15 protein-coding genes are annotated in these 16,122 nt (G+C 47.8%); 2 read left to right on the top strand and 13 right to left on the bottom strand.

Going from position 1 to position 16,122, the window contains the following annotated elements; genetic code table 11:
* Nucleotides 1-38: 38 nt before the first annotated feature.
* The 7 genes from BBR47_RS02460 to BBR47_RS02430 all read right to left on the bottom strand — a co-directional run bounded on the left by BBR47_RS02460 (nucleotide 39) and on the right by BBR47_RS02430 (nucleotide 8,669).
* Nucleotides 39-1,424 (bottom strand): PLP-dependent aminotransferase family protein, encoded by a 1,386-nt coding sequence (locus BBR47_RS02460; RefSeq protein WP_012684183.1) that lies wholly within the window; start codon nucleotides 1,422-1,424, stop codon nucleotides 39-41.
* A gap of 71 nt (nucleotides 1,425-1,495) precedes the next feature.
* Complete coding sequence (locus tag BBR47_RS02455; protein ID WP_012684182.1) at nucleotides 1,496-2,875, bottom strand: MFS transporter; 1,380 nt, start codon at nucleotides 2,873-2,875, stop codon at nucleotides 1,496-1,498.
* A gap of 74 nt (nucleotides 2,876-2,949) precedes the next feature.
* Nucleotides 2,950-3,540, bottom strand: a complete 591-nt coding sequence (locus BBR47_RS02450) for a TetR/AcrR family transcriptional regulator (protein WP_231850547.1) — start codon at nucleotides 3,538-3,540, stop codon at nucleotides 2,950-2,952.
* A gap of 145 nt (nucleotides 3,541-3,685) precedes the next feature.
* On the bottom strand, nucleotides 3,686-4,714 hold the full coding sequence (locus tag BBR47_RS02445) for an NADH:flavin oxidoreductase/NADH oxidase (RefSeq protein ID WP_012684180.1): 1,029 nt from the start codon (nucleotides 4,712-4,714) through the stop codon (nucleotides 3,686-3,688).
* A 651-nt stretch (nucleotides 4,715-5,365) separates the two neighbouring features.
* Nucleotides 5,366-6,469: a citrate synthase/methylcitrate synthase gene (locus BBR47_RS02440; RefSeq protein WP_012684179.1), complete on the bottom strand. Its 1,104-nt coding sequence runs from the start codon at nucleotides 6,467-6,469 to the stop codon at nucleotides 5,366-5,368.
* A 99-nt stretch (nucleotides 6,470-6,568) separates the two neighbouring features.
* Complete coding sequence (locus tag BBR47_RS02435; protein ID WP_231850546.1) at nucleotides 6,569-7,657, bottom strand: DUF418 domain-containing protein; 1,089 nt, start codon at nucleotides 7,655-7,657, stop codon at nucleotides 6,569-6,571.
* A 97-nt stretch (nucleotides 7,658-7,754) separates the two neighbouring features.
* Nucleotides 7,755-8,669 (bottom strand): LysR family transcriptional regulator, encoded by a 915-nt coding sequence (locus tag BBR47_RS02430; RefSeq protein WP_012684177.1) that lies wholly within the window; start codon nucleotides 8,667-8,669, stop codon nucleotides 7,755-7,757.
* A gap of 214 nt (nucleotides 8,670-8,883) precedes the next feature.
* On the opposite strand from BBR47_RS02430, the gene BBR47_RS02425 reads away from it, so the two are divergent.
* A complete protein-coding gene (locus tag BBR47_RS02425) occupies nucleotides 8,884-10,533 on the top strand; it encodes a DUF6583 family protein (RefSeq protein WP_012684176.1) in 1,650 nt (549 codons plus the stop codon).
* A 165-nt stretch (nucleotides 10,534-10,698) separates the two neighbouring features.
* Here the strand turns inward: BBR47_RS02425 and BBR47_RS02420 are convergent, their stop codons facing one another.
* From BBR47_RS02420 to BBR47_RS02410, 3 genes are all read right to left on the bottom strand, one after another.
* The gene (locus BBR47_RS02420; protein ID WP_012684175.1) at nucleotides 10,699-11,133 is read right to left on the bottom strand and encodes a metal-dependent hydrolase; all 435 of its coding nucleotides are present in this window, start codon (nucleotides 11,131-11,133) and stop codon (nucleotides 10,699-10,701) included.
* A gap of 89 nt (nucleotides 11,134-11,222) precedes the next feature.
* The gene (locus tag BBR47_RS02415; protein ID WP_012684174.1) at nucleotides 11,223-11,585 is read right to left on the bottom strand and encodes a hypothetical protein; all 363 of its coding nucleotides are present in this window, start codon (nucleotides 11,583-11,585) and stop codon (nucleotides 11,223-11,225) included.
* 347 nt (nucleotides 11,586-11,932) lie between these two features.
* The gene (locus tag BBR47_RS02410; protein ID WP_012684173.1) at nucleotides 11,933-13,618 is read right to left on the bottom strand and encodes a methyl-accepting chemotaxis protein; all 1,686 of its coding nucleotides are present in this window, start codon (nucleotides 13,616-13,618) and stop codon (nucleotides 11,933-11,935) included.
* 206 nt (nucleotides 13,619-13,824) lie between these two features.
* Between BBR47_RS02410 and BBR47_RS02405 the strand changes: the two genes are divergently transcribed.
* Nucleotides 13,825-14,460 carry a hypothetical protein gene (locus BBR47_RS02405; RefSeq protein ID WP_012684172.1) on the top strand — a complete coding sequence of 212 codons (636 nt, stop codon included), beginning with the start codon at nucleotides 13,825-13,827 and terminating at the stop codon, nucleotides 14,458-14,460.
* A 114-nt stretch (nucleotides 14,461-14,574) separates the two neighbouring features.
* Here the strand turns inward: BBR47_RS02405 and clpP are convergent, their stop codons facing one another.
* Genes clpP through BBR47_RS02390 form a run of 3 tightly spaced genes read right to left on the bottom strand, consistent with a single transcriptional unit; the run spans nucleotide 14,575 to nucleotide 16,039 of the window.
* Complete coding sequence (gene clpP, locus BBR47_RS02400; RefSeq protein WP_012684171.1) at nucleotides 14,575-15,156, bottom strand: ATP-dependent Clp endopeptidase proteolytic subunit ClpP; 582 nt, start codon at nucleotides 15,154-15,156, stop codon at nucleotides 14,575-14,577.
* 35 nt (nucleotides 15,157-15,191) lie between these two features.
* Complete coding sequence (locus BBR47_RS02395; protein ID WP_012684170.1) at nucleotides 15,192-15,449, bottom strand: hypothetical protein; 258 nt, start codon at nucleotides 15,447-15,449, stop codon at nucleotides 15,192-15,194.
* Complete coding sequence (locus BBR47_RS02390) at nucleotides 15,446-16,039, bottom strand: winged helix-turn-helix domain-containing protein (RefSeq protein ID WP_007726169.1); 594 nt, start codon at nucleotides 16,037-16,039, stop codon at nucleotides 15,446-15,448. The genes BBR47_RS02395 and BBR47_RS02390 overlap by 4 nt, the downstream gene beginning before the upstream one ends.
* Between the last annotated feature and the right edge of the window lie 83 nt (nucleotides 16,040-16,122).

Genomic DNA, 16,122 nt, shown 5'->3' with positions numbered 1-16,122 from the left:
ACAGATCGTTCAAGATGAGTGGGACAGAAACTGATCTGTTACTCGAACCAGGCGCTAGCCAACAAGCGAATGCCCTCCTGAATATCGTCGGGGGTCAATGCTCCGTACCCTAGCAATACCGTCGGCTGCTCCCTTGTATCATGGAGCCAGTATCGGGCAGTTCCGTAGACTTTTACGCCTTTTTGATAGGCACGTTCCATGAGTTCCGCTTCTGTACACTGACTTTTTACGGTCAAAAATACATGCAGCCCCGTATCCTTCCCTTCTATTTCCACACGTCCATCCATGTAACGCGCGACTGCTTGAAGAAACACCTCTCGCTTCTCCCCGTAGTTTTTTCGCATGTGCTGCAAATGCCTATGCCAATAGCCATCGGACAAATACGCCGCTAGCGTCAACTGGTCCAAACGGGAAACAGGCTGATCGTATTCAGGCACGCGCTGGTGAAAACGCGATAACAGCTCGTAAGGAAGGACGACGTAGCTGACGTTTATGAGCGGCAGTAATGCTTTGGAGAGCCGCCCAATGTAAACAACCTTTTGGGGAGACAGACTCTGGATCGAAGGGATGTAGCTCTCTTGATATTTGAACTCCCATTCGTAATCATCCTCCACCAAATAAAAATGCGATAAGGATTGCGCCCACAGAGTCAATTGGTTTCTTTTCTCCAGAGGCATCCTCATTTTGTTGATGAATTGCTGGGAAGGACTCACGTACATGACGCTTGCCCCGCTTTGTCTCAGTTCTTCGATCGATACACCATCTGCGTCCAAGGAAATACCGTGTACCCGGTAGCCACCGTTGAGAAACGTATTTCTCGCACCATCATAGCCCGGATTTTCTACGCCGATCACATGCTTCTCTCTGTCCAGAAGCTGGACGACAATCGACACCAACTGTTGCGGGGTGGCTCCAATAATGATCTGCTCCGGCGTGGCGAGGACTCCTCTTGTTTCATGCAGCAATTTCGAGAGTTCTTTTCGCAAGATGTACTCTCCCTGAGCCAGCCCCTCCACCATATACGTGCGCTGATGGTAGGAAATAAGCTTGTTGCGCAGCTTATTCCACGGATGAAAAGGGAATGTCCCCAATTCGATGTTGCCATAGCGAAAGTCATAGCGAATCTGCGGTATACTAGAGTCTTCTCGTTCTGTTACATGCCGCCTGGAAGGAAGTCCTGCCTTGTACGTCACCTGATATCCTTTTTTCGGAATGCTAGTGACGTACCCTTCCGATACCAGTAGCTGATAAGCAACTTCCACCGTGTTTTTGCTGACAGCAAGCGATTGCGCACAGCTTCTGATCGAGGGGAGAAACTCTTCATACGTAATTTGGTTACGCAATATTTCGTCTTTGATAAAGTGATAGATTTGGATGAACAATGGCTCTCCCTCTGTAAAACGAATGGCCGAAAGCTCTCGCACCGGACAGGAACCCCCTTCCTTTTTTTGTTTTAGTCTACCACATATAATAGTAAGCCTGAATGAACAAAAGGTCAGCTATCCGCCAGAAGGCTTTGTCTCTTAGCCTTACCGAACTGAAAGTAGTAGAAGACCATAAGACACACGTGCATCAGGGTCATCATCCAATAAATATTGCTGTAAATGAGACCGCTCGTATAAGGATTTAACGGGTTCCAAATGGTAGTCGCGCCAAGATCGATCACCTTACTGTATACCGCAGACGCAATCCCCATGGAAATGAAGCTCAGCATCGAGAAGATTCCCATGCCTACTCCCGCTTGCTCCTTCGTCAACGTCCTCGAGATCGAGTTCGCCATCGAGATTTGCATAAAAGACTGTCCCACGTTACCCAGTATTAAGAAGAGCGCAATGCCTATAACCGAGGCGCTAGTGAAAGTAGACAGCAAGCCAAAGCAGCCAATCAGTAAGCTAGACGCAACGAAATACAGAAAAACATTCCCCCGCCTGTCCGCGAGCTTCCCTCCCACACGACCAAGCAAAGCCGAAGCGATAGCCGCTGGAACCATCACAAAGCCGATCCAGCTCGTCGATAGCTGCTGCACCTGGGCCAAGAGCAGCGGACTGAGGTAATAAAGCGATATTCCCATTCCATTTATGAGAAATGCCATCAAAATCCCGATTGTATACGGCTTGTTGGCAAAAACCTTCGGCTGTACAAACGGATCAGCTACCGAACGAATTCGTAAAACGAACAGAAGCAAAGTAACCAAGCTGCCCAATGCAAACCACCAGGATCCATTCGTTACTCCCAAAAGCAGTGACGTCACGCTGATCGCCAGTAAGGAGCCACCCACCCAATCAAACTTCCCACCAGACGCGATCTCTTCATCCTCCAAATATTTACGGTAAAACGGCAGCGTAAGCAAGATCAGGAGCGGGATGGAAAACAGCCAACGCCAATGGGCAAAGCTGACGATTAACGCCGCGACCACAGGACCGAGTGCACCGCCAAGAGCCAATCCTACTGCCGTTCTTCCTAAAACAGAACCCCTGCTCTCCGGCGGGAAGTATCGCAAAGGAATCAGCATCGCAGTGGCCGGAATGACAGCCGCCCCTACTGCCTGCAAGCATCTTCCGAAGAGAGCCATCGCAAAAGAATCGGAGACCAAACCGAAAAACGAACCAGCCGTAAACACCAAGAGTCCAAACGTCAGCAAATTCTTGAGCTTGTATCGATCCGCCAGCTTGCCATACGTCACGGTTCCGATCGCGTATAACAATCCATATGCGGTCGATAGCCAGCTCACTTGCGCTATGCTCAAACCAAACTCCTTGCTAATTTGGGGGAGTGCAATGTTAAACACCAAGGCACTCATGGAGGATATGACCAAGGTAAACATCAAGATTCGGATTAATATGTCCCTGTTTTGCTGCGTTTTTGTCGCTTCCATGCCGTATCTTCCCCTTCACTTTGTTATTCACACTTTGACTGTCAGTACTGACTGACATTTGGTTGATAAAAAAACTAGGGAGTCAATCCCCTAGCGAAAACCTCTACACTCTCTTCGATAAATGCATCTAGGGATACCCCTGAAAAATTGCTAGTGCCATCCAGATCGTTCAAAAACGCCCCGAAATTCATGACCATAAAAGCAGTTGCCTGTGCCTCGGGATTCGTTTGGATCATCTTGCCTTTTTTGCCCATCTCTTTGAAGTAATCTGTAAAAAGTACCATTAACTGTTGCGGGTGCTTTTGGGTCCGCTCACGGAATCCGGGCAAATGGGCCTCATCCTTTATGCTAATCAAAATCATTTTCCGATTGCGGTTCATCATTTCGTGATACGTTCGGCTGATTAAAAGCAAATCCTCACGCAAATTCCACGTAAGCTTCTCCGCGAAAAGCTTTGTCAGTCCTTCCGTGTAATGAAAACGGTCAAAGGCACTCTCCAGCAAATTCCGTTTGCTGCCGAAGTGACGAAATAACGTCTTCTCGCTCAATCCTGCCATAGTGGCAATTTCTTGCGTAGTTACGCCGTTGTAGCCTCTTTCCGCTATGAGATCGATTGCGGCTATCATCAGTTTTTCGCTACTTGTAAGACTTTTGCTGCTGCTCATTGCTATCCTCATCCCCGGAAGTGATTGTCAGTACTGACTGACATTCATCTTAAATCTACTGCCAATAAGTGTCAAGGGGCACAAAGTAAAAAAGGCTCTCCCCGACGATACAGTCGAAAGGAAAGCCCATCGCTCTTTTACCTGATTAAAACGCTCTTGAATATTGCTTCGGTGGCTGCAGCTCATCCGCCGACAGCTCATGAATCGCATGCAGTGCCCAATAAGGATCTCGCAGCATGCCGCGACCGACTGCTACCAAATCCGTATCACCATTGCCAATCGACGCTTCCGCCACTTGTGGATCATCGAGGTTGCCGACTGCAATGACTGGGACATCCAGTGCCTGCTTAATCGCGCGTGCCAATGGTACTTGATAGCCAGGATGAACACCTGGACGGCCTGCTGAACCAATTGGACCTTCCCCGCCGCTGGATATATGGAAAATATCCACGCCTGCTTCCTTGTAACGTCGGCACAGCTCCGTGCTGTAATCCAGCCCATATCCACCATCTACGTACTCAACCGCTGAGACGCGCATGATCAGCGGCATGTCAGCTGGAATGACCTCTTTGATTGCCTGAATAATTTCTACGCCAAACAGCGCTTTATCCCGCCCGTACTCATCATCTCGCTGATTTGTCAAAGGAGAGTGGAACTGGTGAACCAAATATCCGTGCGCACCGTGGATTTCAATGGTATCAAACCCTGCTTCCACCGCACGTCTCGCTGAGTCCTGGAACTTGACGACCATTTGTTTGACCTCTTCTGTCGTCAACGCCCGTGGCGTTTTGTAGCGTCCCCCTGGGAAAGCAATCGCGGACGATGATACAGGCACTTCTGCGTCTTCCGCTTTGCGGCCCGCATGAGCAATCTGTATGCCAATTTTAGCCCCATACTTATGAACCTCGGAGACGATCCGCGCATACGCCGGAATCTGCTCGTCAGACCACAAGCCCAAATCGCCGTTGGAAATTCTGCCATCCGGCTCGACATCGGTCATTTCCACGATGATCAGACCTGTTCCGCCTACTGCACGAGAAACGTAATGAACAAAATGCCAGTCCGTTGGTGTTCCATCGTGTGCATCCACGGAGTATTGGCACATCGGCGGCATGACAATCCGATTTTTCAAGCTAAGTCCTTTAAACTGAAACGGGGTAGACAACAACGCCATTTGCTCCACTCCTTACTTTTTTTCATTATCATGCCAAAAGTAAGCATGTTCTGCAATCCCAAGTTGCACTTTGTTAAAACAATTTTTCCGGCTGTAGTGGTGGGGAGGAAACAGGAGAAAACGCTCAGATTCTAGGGCCACCCGCTGTGGGATTGACTGTACGACTTCATGCAAAAAGCGAAACCGCGTCCAAAGTGGTATCTTCAAGGATGTGTATCAGAGGTGGACGCTTAAGGGCGTGTTTCCCTTTTTGCATTGCGTCTCGGTCGGTGTCCCTAAGATCTTCGCTGTTTTCTCCTGTTTCCTCTACGAGCTTTTCCTGCTTAAACGGGTTTTAAAAAGACTTAAAAGAATATAAGGATGTAATCTGTTACGACAGAGAAGAATATTTCCAGACGTAGCGACTTGTGGAGTCCGACCGAGCGGAGAAGGGATTCGCGGGCAAAAGAAACGCAACCGTGCCCATGCGACGTAGCGGCTACCACTTTTGCGTTTCCCCGCGAATCCCTTCGGAGCGGACAGTCTCAGCCCTCAGCGGGACGGAGCCTGGAGCCTAGACTGGAAATATTCTTCTCTCCACCACAGCCACATTTATAAACCACGAAAAAAAGCCATCCGCATAACGGATAGCTTTTATAATTAACGTCTTTATTATTCTGGCATCGTGCCAATGTAATTGGATTGCGGGCGAATGATGCGGTTATTGCCTGCCTGCTCCAGAATGTGCGCACTCCAGCCAACCACACGGCTCACAGCAAATGTCGGTGTAAACAAATTGTCATCCAAGCCAACTGCGCGCATGACAGCTGCGGCAAAAAACTCTACGTTTGTATTCAGCTTGCGGCCTGGTTTGTACTCTTCCAGCAGCTGCAAGCCTACTTTTTCTACGTGTGTCGCCAGATCGAACCACGGATCGTTGGACGACAGCTCGGATGCAACGACGCGCAGAGCAGTTGCACGCGGATCGATCGTTTTATAGACACGGTGTCCGAAGCCCATCAAACGTCCGCCGCTCTCCAGCTTGTTGCGCAGCCACGGCTCTGCATTTTCCTTCGTGCCGATCGCCTCGATCATCTCCGTCACTTCGGATGGTGCTCCGCCGTGCAACGGCCCTTTTAGGGTTCCGATAGCTGCCGTAATGGAAGAAATCAGATCAGATTCAGTCGAGCTCACGACACGACCGGAGAATGTCGATGCATTCATGCCATGCTCCTGTGTCAAAATCAGGTATGCATCGAGTGCACGTACATGTGCCGCATTCGGCTTTACGCCCTTGAGCATATACAGATAGTTCGCTGTATGATCCAGCTCTGGATTCGGTGCCAGCGGCTCGAGGCCCTCCAGACAAGCAAAACGATACGCAACGATTGTTGGCATCTTGGCAGCCAGCGCAATCACCTCATCGATGGTTGGCGGGAAGCCGTGCGAGGAACTACCCAGGGCCGAAACGCCTGTACGCAGGACACTCATCATATCTACATCTGCTGGGATCAGCTTCAAAATTCCTTTTACATGCTCCGGCAGCTCACGGTTTGCTTTGAGCTTATCTTTTAAATCCGTCAGCTCCTGCTCGCTCGGCAAATGTCCGAACCAGAGCAGGTGTGCCACTTCCTCAAATGTGTGGTGAATAGCCAAATCACGCGCCCAATGACCGCGGTACACCAGCAGTCCATTAATTCCATCCACCAAACTAAGGTCTGTTTCTGCTACGGCGATACCATCCAAGCCGATAGCCAAAGGATGTTGTTTTGTCATCATCACCACTCCATTTTCGTCTCTTTTCTCTTCAGTATAATCGATTCATAATCGTGAAGGGAAATAAAAGAAAACCGGATTTTTGATCACGTTTTACAATCAGTTAGCAGGAGCTGGAACTGCCTTCTTTTTACGTCCGTACGTCAGGAAGCGCCACAGCTTTTCCATCGGACCTCGATTAAAACGCTTCAGCCACAACCAGCTTGCGAGTAATTGAAACGCATAGATCGGAAGCGCGAGCAAAAGCCAAGAAGAGAGCGGCATGGCCGTAATACCGAACAAAGGAATCAGAATGGTCATGATGACTGTCTGACCCAAATAAGTCGTTAACCCCATTTGTCCTGTGTAGGCAAATGGCTGGAGAACCTTCCTTGCCGACTCTCGATCCAGCAACAGAAACAAGCTGGCTATCAAGCACAGCGCCATAGGCAGTGTACTCAGGTCAACCAATATTTTATTCACTTGTTCAAGCTTTGAACCAAAGACGACACCGCTCGCGCACACAATCCCTGCTGCGATTGGAAGACTGATTGCCAGAGTTGTAGTAGCGATTCGTTTTAACAACGGTTTATGCTCGCGAATTTGAGCAATGAAACCGCGTTTTCCCGCGTACAAACCAAACAGGAACATCACAAAGATCGGTATCAGTGTCGTCTGGAGTGATGCTACAAATGGATATACTTCTTGACCATTAAGCGTCTGTACAAGTGCCACGCCTTGAGTGAGCATGTACACTCCTCCCAGACTGGCTGCCCATGCTAGAATCGTAGAAGACTTTCTTCGATAAAAAGGCATCAGTAAAAAGCCGAGAAGCGCATACACCGTCAAAATATCTCCAAACCACAAAATAACGTGAATCACACCAATGAAAAACATCGCGAACAACCGTCTGCTGAAGAGACGAAATACTTTTTGTCCACGTTGTTCAGCCCGTGACATGAAAATGTAAAAACCCAAGCCAAACAGAAACGAAAAAATCCCGAAAAACTTCGTTTGAATGAATAAATCATAGCTCAAGCGAATCCATGCATCGATCCCTGCCTCTATTGGCATACGAACGTCTTCCGAATACATGATAAAGCTAGGCAAGTTCACTAGCAAAATCCCGAACAATGCCAATCCCCTTACAATATCAATAGAATAAATCCGATCCTTCTGTGTGATTGGTTCCGCCTGCATATTCGTCATTCCCTCCTGCTGTCTTTAAGCAGGGTTCAGTGTAGCATACATATACTCATCAAAACTATTGATTCACCTTACCTCTACCTTACAGGCTTGTTATCTTCTATGTCCGTCCACCCGGCTGAACAAGCGGCATCGGTGGATACAAGGAATGCAAGATTTCCATAAAATGCTGCGCTGGCTCGCTAATTCCTGCTTTAGGTACCAGCAAATAAGAAGCGACCTTCGGCAAAACAAGGCCTGGTGTGGGTAGTTCAATAAAACGGTTTTCAAACAAATCCCGATCGACAGCCGTCCGAGGCAAAAAGGAAACACCCAACCCATCCTCGATGAATCGCTTTGTAATGTCTACCTGCGAAACAGCCATCGTACGCAAGGAAAGCCCCCTCTGACGCAAAAGCAACAGCAACTCATCCCAATAGCCCGGGTGATTATGGGTCAGCAGACGGTTCGCTTGCACCTCTTGCTCCCAATCAGGCAAGGGCGCCTCCATATCTCCGCCGCTGTGAGGGACTGCAAAGACAATAGGATCTTCGTACAAAAGATAAGTAGACAACTGGAATTCCCCTGGCACCATCCGGGTCAGGCCCAGATCAGCCTGTCCATTTTGCACCAGTGGGCCAATTTCCACGGAGTCGACAATTTTAATCGAGATATCTACATCGGGACAGAGCTTGGTGTAACGGTGCAGCAAATGGGAAAAACGAGCACGGGCAATAATCGGGGAAACAGCCAGTTGCAGCTTCTCCCGATAGCCCTGTCTCCAAGCCTGCAAGTCCTCCATACTGCTATGCCACTGTTGAAGAAGTCCTTTTGCATGTGGCAAGTAGCGTTTGCCCGCAGCCGTTAACCGAACGCGTTTGCCAACCCGTTCAAACAGCTTGATCCCCAATTCCTTTTCCAATTGACGTATATGCTGGCTGACAGTAGGCTGCGCAATGAACAACGCTTCTGCTGTCTGGTGAAAATTTTCTGTCGTGGCCGCGACCATAAACGTTTGCAGCACGCGAAAATCCACGTGATCTCCCCCCTGCTGTCGCTTTTTCTGTGTTCTATATGCATACAAAAGTAGGAAGAATGCAACTTTTTGGGTCTTTCTTCCTCATTTTTGAAGAAATTTACTGGAAATCGTTCTCCTTTTTCCCCCTTATGGTACAATACAAAATCGAGTGCGCAAAATCATTACGCACATTGGACTCACCAAAGAGAGAGAACAAAAGGGGAGAGAAAAGATGGAAACTGCAACAAACGTGAACCCACCGCGCAAAAGCAAGAAAAAAGCATGGCTGATCGCGGGGGCAGCGGCTGTCGTTGTGCTGGGTGGTTTAGGAACAGCCTATGCAAAGTACGACTTGTTTAAGAGTGCAAAAACGATTTACCTGCAAGCGGAAGCGGAGAGCATGATGAAGTTTTCTAGCGACGTATCCAAAGCTTACGGGGAATACCAAGACTACATGAAGCCGTACTTGGAAAAACCAGTTCACTCCACCACTGAGTTGAGTGACATTGCCCTAGATGCAACCATCCCAGACCCACAGGCGCAAAAAATTCTCGACATGCTGGGCAAAGCGAAGATCGTGATGCAAAGCAACATCGATGAACAGAAAAATCAACAATCGGGGAACCTGGAAGTTCACCTACAAGATAAAAAGCTGGCTTCTCTAGAGTACTTCATGAATGATTCTGTTATGGGCTTCAAGCTACCGGAGTTTTACTCTAAATACGCTTATATGGACCTGAAAGATCGCGATGCACTTAAGCAAAAGCTGGGCGGCGAGGAACTGCCAAAGCGCTTCGTACGCTATAGCGATTTAAATGAAGCGATCAATTTTAACCAAGATGAACTCAAAACAGTCATGACTCCATATGCCTTGCTGTATGCTGACAGCATCAAAGACAGCCAGGTAAGCATCAAAAAAGACGTTTCTTTCTCTGAAGAAGGTCTCAAGGAAGATGCACGAGAGATCACTGTTACCTTTAACGCCCAAGAAGGCGCGGCTCTGACGAAGCAAATTGCCGAGAAAGCAAAAGCAGACCAGAAGCTGTTTGACCTGATCTACAGCCGCTACCACAATGTGGCTACACTGATGCTCGACAGTGGCTACAAAGTAGAAGAAATCAGCAAAGAAGAATTCAAGAAGGATTACGAGCAAGCCTTCGATGACATCATCAAGGATACAGAAGATACAAACGCCAAATCAACTGAGCAATTGAAGATGGTCGTGCTTGTGAATAGCGATCATCAAATCTTGTCCCGCAAACTCTTGGTCGACGACAAAGGGAAAAAAGATCAATTGGTCTACAACAGTGTTTCTTACGATAAAGGCGCAGAAACGTACTACCGTTACTCCCTGCACAACCTGTCTGATCAGCAAAATGGCGAAATGTCTTTCACCTACAGAGCGACAAAAGAAAAAGACAAGACAAAGGGCAAGTTCAGCATCCTGATGAAGGAGACCGACCAGCCAATTCTGGACCTCTCGACTACTTTCGATACAACTAAGCAAGACAAGAAAACAACCGGAAAGTATGACTTTGCACTCGTAGCGGCAGACGAATACTCCTCTAACCCTGTTGCTCTGACCGGTAATGTTACTGTGAACGAAACGAAGACGGACAATGGTGTAGATTCTGACGGCACGGTAAAAGTGAACTTCTCGAACCCTACTCCGGATATGCCAAAAGGCTTTAGCTTCAAGCTGAAGTCCAAAGCAGAATTCGGCAAAGCACTGGAAATTCCAGCTATGACTGCTGACAACTCCATCAATTTCGTTACAGTGTCTGACCAACAAATGATGGAAGCGCAACAAGAAGTCATGCAAAACGCAGATAAGTTCATGAATGAACATGCTGAGCTCGTGCAACAGTTCATGGGGCCTTAATTGTTTCGTGATAAGAAGAATCCGCTTATAATCATTACTAGCAAGCTGGCATCGGTCAAAACCGGTGTCAGCTTTTTTATTAAAACCACAAACCGTGCTGAATATTACAAATATATGAAAGAGAGGGACCTCTAGATGGGAGGTCCTTTCTCCATGTCCTTCTTCTTACTGATAACCCTTGATTACGATATACACAATCGCTACATAGAAAACGATCCGATCCACAGTCCGATACATCGACTTGGACACCGGAATGCCGAGCCATCCCACTCGCAACGGCCACAATAACTGAATGCGTCCCACCAACATATCACTGACCAGATGGGACAAAATCCCCCAAAGCGCTGCCATGGCAGCCAAAGAATCGCCGAACAGCAGGAACGGAAGGAATAAAATCACCCATGAATGTGTCACCGTACGATGACCGAATCCTTTTTGCAGCATTTTGGACAAAGGTCCCATCAAGTTTCCGAGCTTGCTATTTGCTTGATCGATATCGGGTACAAGTGCCATCGTTGCACCAATGACACTACCCTTCCACGAAGGATAGGCACAGTAGCCTGCAATGGCACCGAGTACCATATGTGTTTTCCATGTCATTTGCCTTTCACACCGTCTTTCTTGGGGAGTCTTGGGAGCTTATGTACGGTTGGTGGAATGGCAAACCAGTACCATCATACATACAAGCGTTATGTCTCCAACAAGGACATGAAGCTCTCCGGATCGAGCCCATCTCCTTCGATCACAATGGCAGTCATTCCGGTTTCACTGCCTGATTCGTGCCCTTCACCTGTGATCCAGAATGCCGCCTGACCACTCTGGATCGGGATACGCTCTGTACCTTCACCGCGTACCCAGCCTTCACCATTCACCACGAGAAAAAGCTGAGGGCAAGTCGCCGGATGATAACCGACAATCCCGCCTGCCTCCAAATGGATACATCCTATTGAAACGGAATCAGGTGTGCGCATGACACGAGAAATCGTCGCCTGGACGGAATTATAGCGATCAATTATTTTGCCTACTTGCTGATCAAATCGGAATCGTTTCATACTTTCCCCTCCGCCTTTTAACGCGTAAGCCTTATCATAGCGCAACTAGAGGCGCTGTGACAGACTCATCTTCCACGATTACAGAGTATGGCGATGACCTCCACACAGGAAGAGTTTACCACAATAAGAACATATGTTCTATAAAAATATCGAGAAATTTAACTCAAAAAGCAACAAAGCCCTTACTTCCCAGAGCAGCTTCATCCCCCACTTTCGCCAAGCTAAGCAGTGAATCTCGTGGTTTTTCTCGTGTATCGAAGATTGGCTTTGTGGAAATTGGCGTAAACGAAAAAACACCCCTCAGAATCTTTCTGTCGATTCTAAGGGGTGTATCCTGTGACGAAGCTTTATACCTTGAAATGGCCTATCAGTTTTTCCAAATCATCCGCGAGGCTCGCAAGTGATGCCGCCGAGGCGTAGATTTCCTCCATCGAAGCAAGCTGTTCTTCTGTAGCTGACGAGACTTCCACCGAGTGAGAGACTGCCGATTGCGCGACAGTCGCGATCATCTGCATCGATTGTCCGACCTTGCCTGTACTTTCCGTAAGAGTATGTGCAGCAATCGATACCTCTTGAATTTCATTCGTCACGCCTACAACAGCATCGCGAATTTGAGAGAACGCTTCTCCTGCTCTTGCGACGCCACCCATCCCATCTGCTACTTCTTGAGAGCCTTTTTCCATCGTGAGGACTGCGTTGGTCGTCTCCATCTGGATCGACGCTACCAGTTGGGAGATTTCTTGTGCTGATGCAGATGCCTGCTCTGCCAGCTTTCGTACTTCATCCGCCACGACAGCAAAGCCTCTGCCATGTTCGCCAGCCCTCGCCGCTTCGATGGCGGCATTCAATGCCAATAGATTCGTCTGACCTGAAATTTGCGTAATGACTTCGACGATTTGACCGATTTGCTCGGAGCGTTTTCCCAAGCCACCTACCAGTGCAGTCAAATTCTCCATCGTTTCTCCGATCCCGTTCATCTGGGAAACCGACTGCTGGATGGTTCGATCCCCCTCTGTCGCCAGCTCTGAGGTACTGGCAGCCGCAGCAGACACGCTTTGGGCACGTTCCGCAATTTTTTCAATTCCTGCGGATATTTCCTCGACTTCTTGCTGACTCTCTTCTACGTTTTGGGATTGTCTGTCCGTTCCTTCCGTCATTTCCTGGATCGTGATGGCGATCTGTTCTGTAGCTTGGCTCGTTTGCTTCGAGCTCGCTGTCAATTGTTCAGCCGCGGCTGCAACCTGTTGGGCATGTCCACGAACCTGAGAAATCAGCTCTCGTAAATTGGCTAGCATCCGGTTGAATGAGCCTGCCAACTGTCCAATCTCGTCTTTGGAAAAGACGGTCAACTCTTGCGTCAAATCTCCTTTTCCATCAGCGATCTCATGTAGCTGTTTGTTCACCCGATGCAGCGGTGCCACAATCGATCGAATTAGAAAACCGCCGACCACAATCGCGACGAGAATTCCCACTGCATTAAAAAACAACTGGATCATAGCCGAAATTCCTTCGTTCTCCTCCAGCTCCTGTCTATCTACTTCGATTTCATTACGCACCTCTTCGACCAGTCCACTCACAACCGAATCCAGTGTTATTCTCGATTGCCGCTCCTGGCCGAAATGATGCGCGATAGCTTCTTTATGTAGCCCATTATCCTGTGCCTCTACCGCTTTATCACTCGACTCCAGAAAGGACTTGTACAGTCCCATTGCCTCCTCCATTTTTTCACGATGGTGAGAAGACTCTAGAGTACTGTTCATTTTGGCAAACAAGCTGTCCACCTTTGCTGCCTTTCCCTTCAATTCCTTCCGAAATTCTTCATCGCCTGTTAACAAGTAGGCTCTTTCGTCATTATTTCGACCTGTCATGATAAACTGCATTTCACGCAGATCCGTCAATAATTTTTCCTCTTCGATAATCTGGGTGTAGGATGCCTTCATTGCTAGCATTTGCAGGTGCATATACGTACCTGAACCGAACATGACTGCCAATATGACACCAAAAGCCAGGATGATTTTTGTTCTGATTTTCACAAGATGTGCCTCCCGTCATCTGATACTCTTGTTCATACCCGGCTCCTCTTTCCTTTAAACACTTTGATGTGCAAACAAAAGACCGCCAGGAAAAATCCTGACGGGCTGGCAAATATCGGGGCAAAGTGATGTTAAAATGAAGGTGTTAAACTGGTCAGAAAATTGATGCTCTTTGTCATCTTTTTATTTTTAGGAGGCGACAAATCATGAAAAAGATACTAATCATGCTATCCTTGATGCTAGTGTTGGTGACCTCCGGATGCAATAAGGATGCAGCCGACATCAGTGAAGATGAAATCCGCATGCTTGCATACACCTACTCAGAAAATGTATTTAATAACTATAGATACGTAGGATCTATCAGTGATTTTTTAGGTAATGCCAATGGAAAAGAAATCACATTAGAATCACTTCAAATGTATGTTAATGGGTATAAACAAGGAAATAGCAGGATGAAAATTTATGAAAGTGTAGAAAATATCATCTCGCTCTACCTTGCAAAACACTACAACGAGCAAACCATCGCAAAATTATTTGACGCGAATCGCAAATTGACCCAACTCACAAGGCAGCTTAATGATTTGTTGACAGAAGAACATATAGCTGCAAAACTCACCGCAAATGAAATCATTGAGCTAAGAGAGCGAATTGACGATCTACTCATCTATGTATACCCTGAGCAAGAGCAGGATGAGACAGGTATAAATCTATACACATTAATTACGAAACCTGAGAAATTACTTGAAAAGTATACCGTTACGGATATCGATATCTTTTTTATGAATGTTAACAACGCTATGGAGCAATTGAACAACTTCCTAGAACAAGTCGGTAAAACTTAATCCTTTAAACACGTTCGTATGCAGAAAAAAACGTCAGGAAAAATCCCTGACGGTTCAAACATTCGGTACGCTAAACTCCAAGCTTAAAAGCCACTTTACCCTCTATCCCCATCTCTATAATTTTTCGATCACTTTATCAATCAAGCCGTATTCAAGCGCCTCTGCGGCGGTAAGGAAATAGTCGCGGTCTGCATCTTTTTCGATTTGCTCGACTGTTTTTCCCGTCCGCTCCGAGATGATCGTATACAGCATGTGGCGATGTCGCATGATACGATCTGCTGCGATCTTAATATCGCTCGCCTGTCCTTGACTGCCTCCCCACGGCTGGTGGAGCATGACTTCTGCATTGGGCAGCGCGTACCGTTTGCCGGGCGCTCCTGCTACGAGAAGCATCGCGCCCATAGACGCTGCCATTCCAGTGCAGATCGTGGACACATCAGGTGCCACAAACTTCATCGTATCGATAATCGCCATCCCTGCTGTGACAGAGCCTCCGGGCGAATTGATATATAAGTGAATGTCTTTTTTCGGGTCCTCTGCTGCTAGGAACAGCAACTGAGCTACGACTGCATTGGCTACCTGATCATCGATGGCACTTCCGAGAAAAATGATGCGATCCTTCAACAACCGGGAGTAAATGTCATAGGACCTCTCTCCATAACTCGTTTGCTCGACTACTACCGGAATGAGATTCATGAAAAACCCTCCTTCGTTTGTTTACGCTCAACTTTTTACGCTGCCATTCGCATGCTGGTTGCTTGTGGAACCGCCATTGATTTTTTGTTAAATCCAGATGAAACCTGCGTCACCACTGCCGGATTACTCGCCGGACCCACTGACCATGTCTGAACAGCAGCTTCTCTTTCGACCACAACTCCATTTCCGTTTCGGCTCGGCATGGCAATGACCTGATCAGATTGTGGCTGGATACGATTTTCCCAAACGATTACGGGTTTGGACTTGTTTGACTCCACAACGTGTGCCTTCATGCCTCGTCTCCTCCTTGTTTTGGATAAACCGCAAGAACGACCTGATACGTCTCTTGTCCTTTTTCTTTTGGCTGATACTTCGCCACAAGCTGATTCACCAGTTGGACGTATTCCTCTACAAAAGCACTGCGCTGTTCCGCACTGGCTAGCTGAATGCTCGCATTCAGTGAGGCGCTCGGAACCTCCACCTCTTGATCGGAGCGCTCCAGCAAGAGCATGGCATCCCGCTTGATTCGTTCTGCTGTCTGGACCAGATGAGACAGCGACCCTTGATCCTTCATTTGCTGAACGGTATCATTGCCCCAGTTCAGTCCTTCCGAGAGCACATACGTCCGCGCAATCGCCAAATAAAGCACCTCGACGAGATTGCGCACCTGTCGACTCCCTACCCGCCTAACCAATCCAACCTTTTCCAAGGCCTTCAAGTGATAATTGACACGCTGCGGGATTTCATTGATACCACGCGCTACTTCTGCTGCTGAAGCAGGCTCTGCCAAACGGCTTAAAATCTCGGCACGGAGCGGGTTCAATAGCGCCATCGCCTGTTCCGGCTTCTCGACTACATATGTTTCCAGTTGTTCGTGCGCCACAACAACACCTCATGACATTAATCATTTACGTAAAAATAGTTTATTACGTTCATTTTTGTTTGTCAAATGATGGTTAAGCCTTT

This window comes from Brevibacillus brevis NBRC 100599, from assembly GCF_000010165.1.
GTDB classification, from domain to species: Bacteria; Bacillota; Bacilli; order Brevibacillales; family Brevibacillaceae; genus Brevibacillus; species Brevibacillus brevis_D.
Note: the sequence above shows the minus strand (reverse complement) of the source record. Positions and strands in the feature narration are given on the sequence as shown.

What these genes read in the sequence shown, in the direction of transcription:
- BBR47_RS02455 (WP_012684182.1), bottom strand. Translation starts at nt 2,875, where the DNA reads ATGGAAGCGACAAAAACGCAGCAAAACAGGGACATATTAATCCGAATC.
- BBR47_RS02450 (WP_231850547.1), bottom strand. Translation starts at nt 3,540, where the DNA reads ATGAGCAGCAGCAAAAGTCTTACAAGTAGCGAAAAACTGATGATAGCC.
- BBR47_RS02445 (WP_012684180.1), bottom strand. Translation starts at nt 4,714, where the DNA reads ATGGCGTTGTTGTCTACCCCGTTTCAGTTTAAAGGACTTAGCTTGAAA.
- BBR47_RS02440 (WP_012684179.1), bottom strand. Translation starts at nt 6,469, where the DNA reads ATGACAAAACAACATCCTTTGGCTATCGGCTTGGATGGTATCGCCGTA.
- BBR47_RS02435 (WP_231850546.1), bottom strand. Translation starts at nt 7,657, where the DNA reads ATGACGAATATGCAGGCGGAACCAATCACACAGAAGGATCGGATTTAT.
- BBR47_RS02425 (WP_012684176.1), top strand. Translation starts at nt 8,884, where the DNA reads ATGGAAACTGCAACAAACGTGAACCCACCGCGCAAAAGCAAGAAAAAA.
- BBR47_RS02420 (WP_012684175.1), bottom strand. Translation starts at nt 11,133, where the DNA reads ATGACATGGAAAACACATATGGTACTCGGTGCCATTGCAGGCTACTGT.
- BBR47_RS02415 (WP_012684174.1), bottom strand. Translation starts at nt 11,585, where the DNA reads ATGAAACGATTCCGATTTGATCAGCAAGTAGGCAAAATAATTGATCGC.
- BBR47_RS02405 (WP_012684172.1), top strand. Translation starts at nt 13,825, where the DNA reads ATGAAAAAGATACTAATCATGCTATCCTTGATGCTAGTGTTGGTGACC.
- clpP (WP_012684171.1), bottom strand. Translation starts at nt 15,156, where the DNA reads ATGAATCTCATTCCGGTAGTAGTCGAGCAAACGAGTTATGGAGAGAGG.
- BBR47_RS02395 (WP_012684170.1), bottom strand. Translation starts at nt 15,449, where the DNA reads ATGAAGGCACACGTTGTGGAGTCAAACAAGTCCAAACCCGTAATCGTT.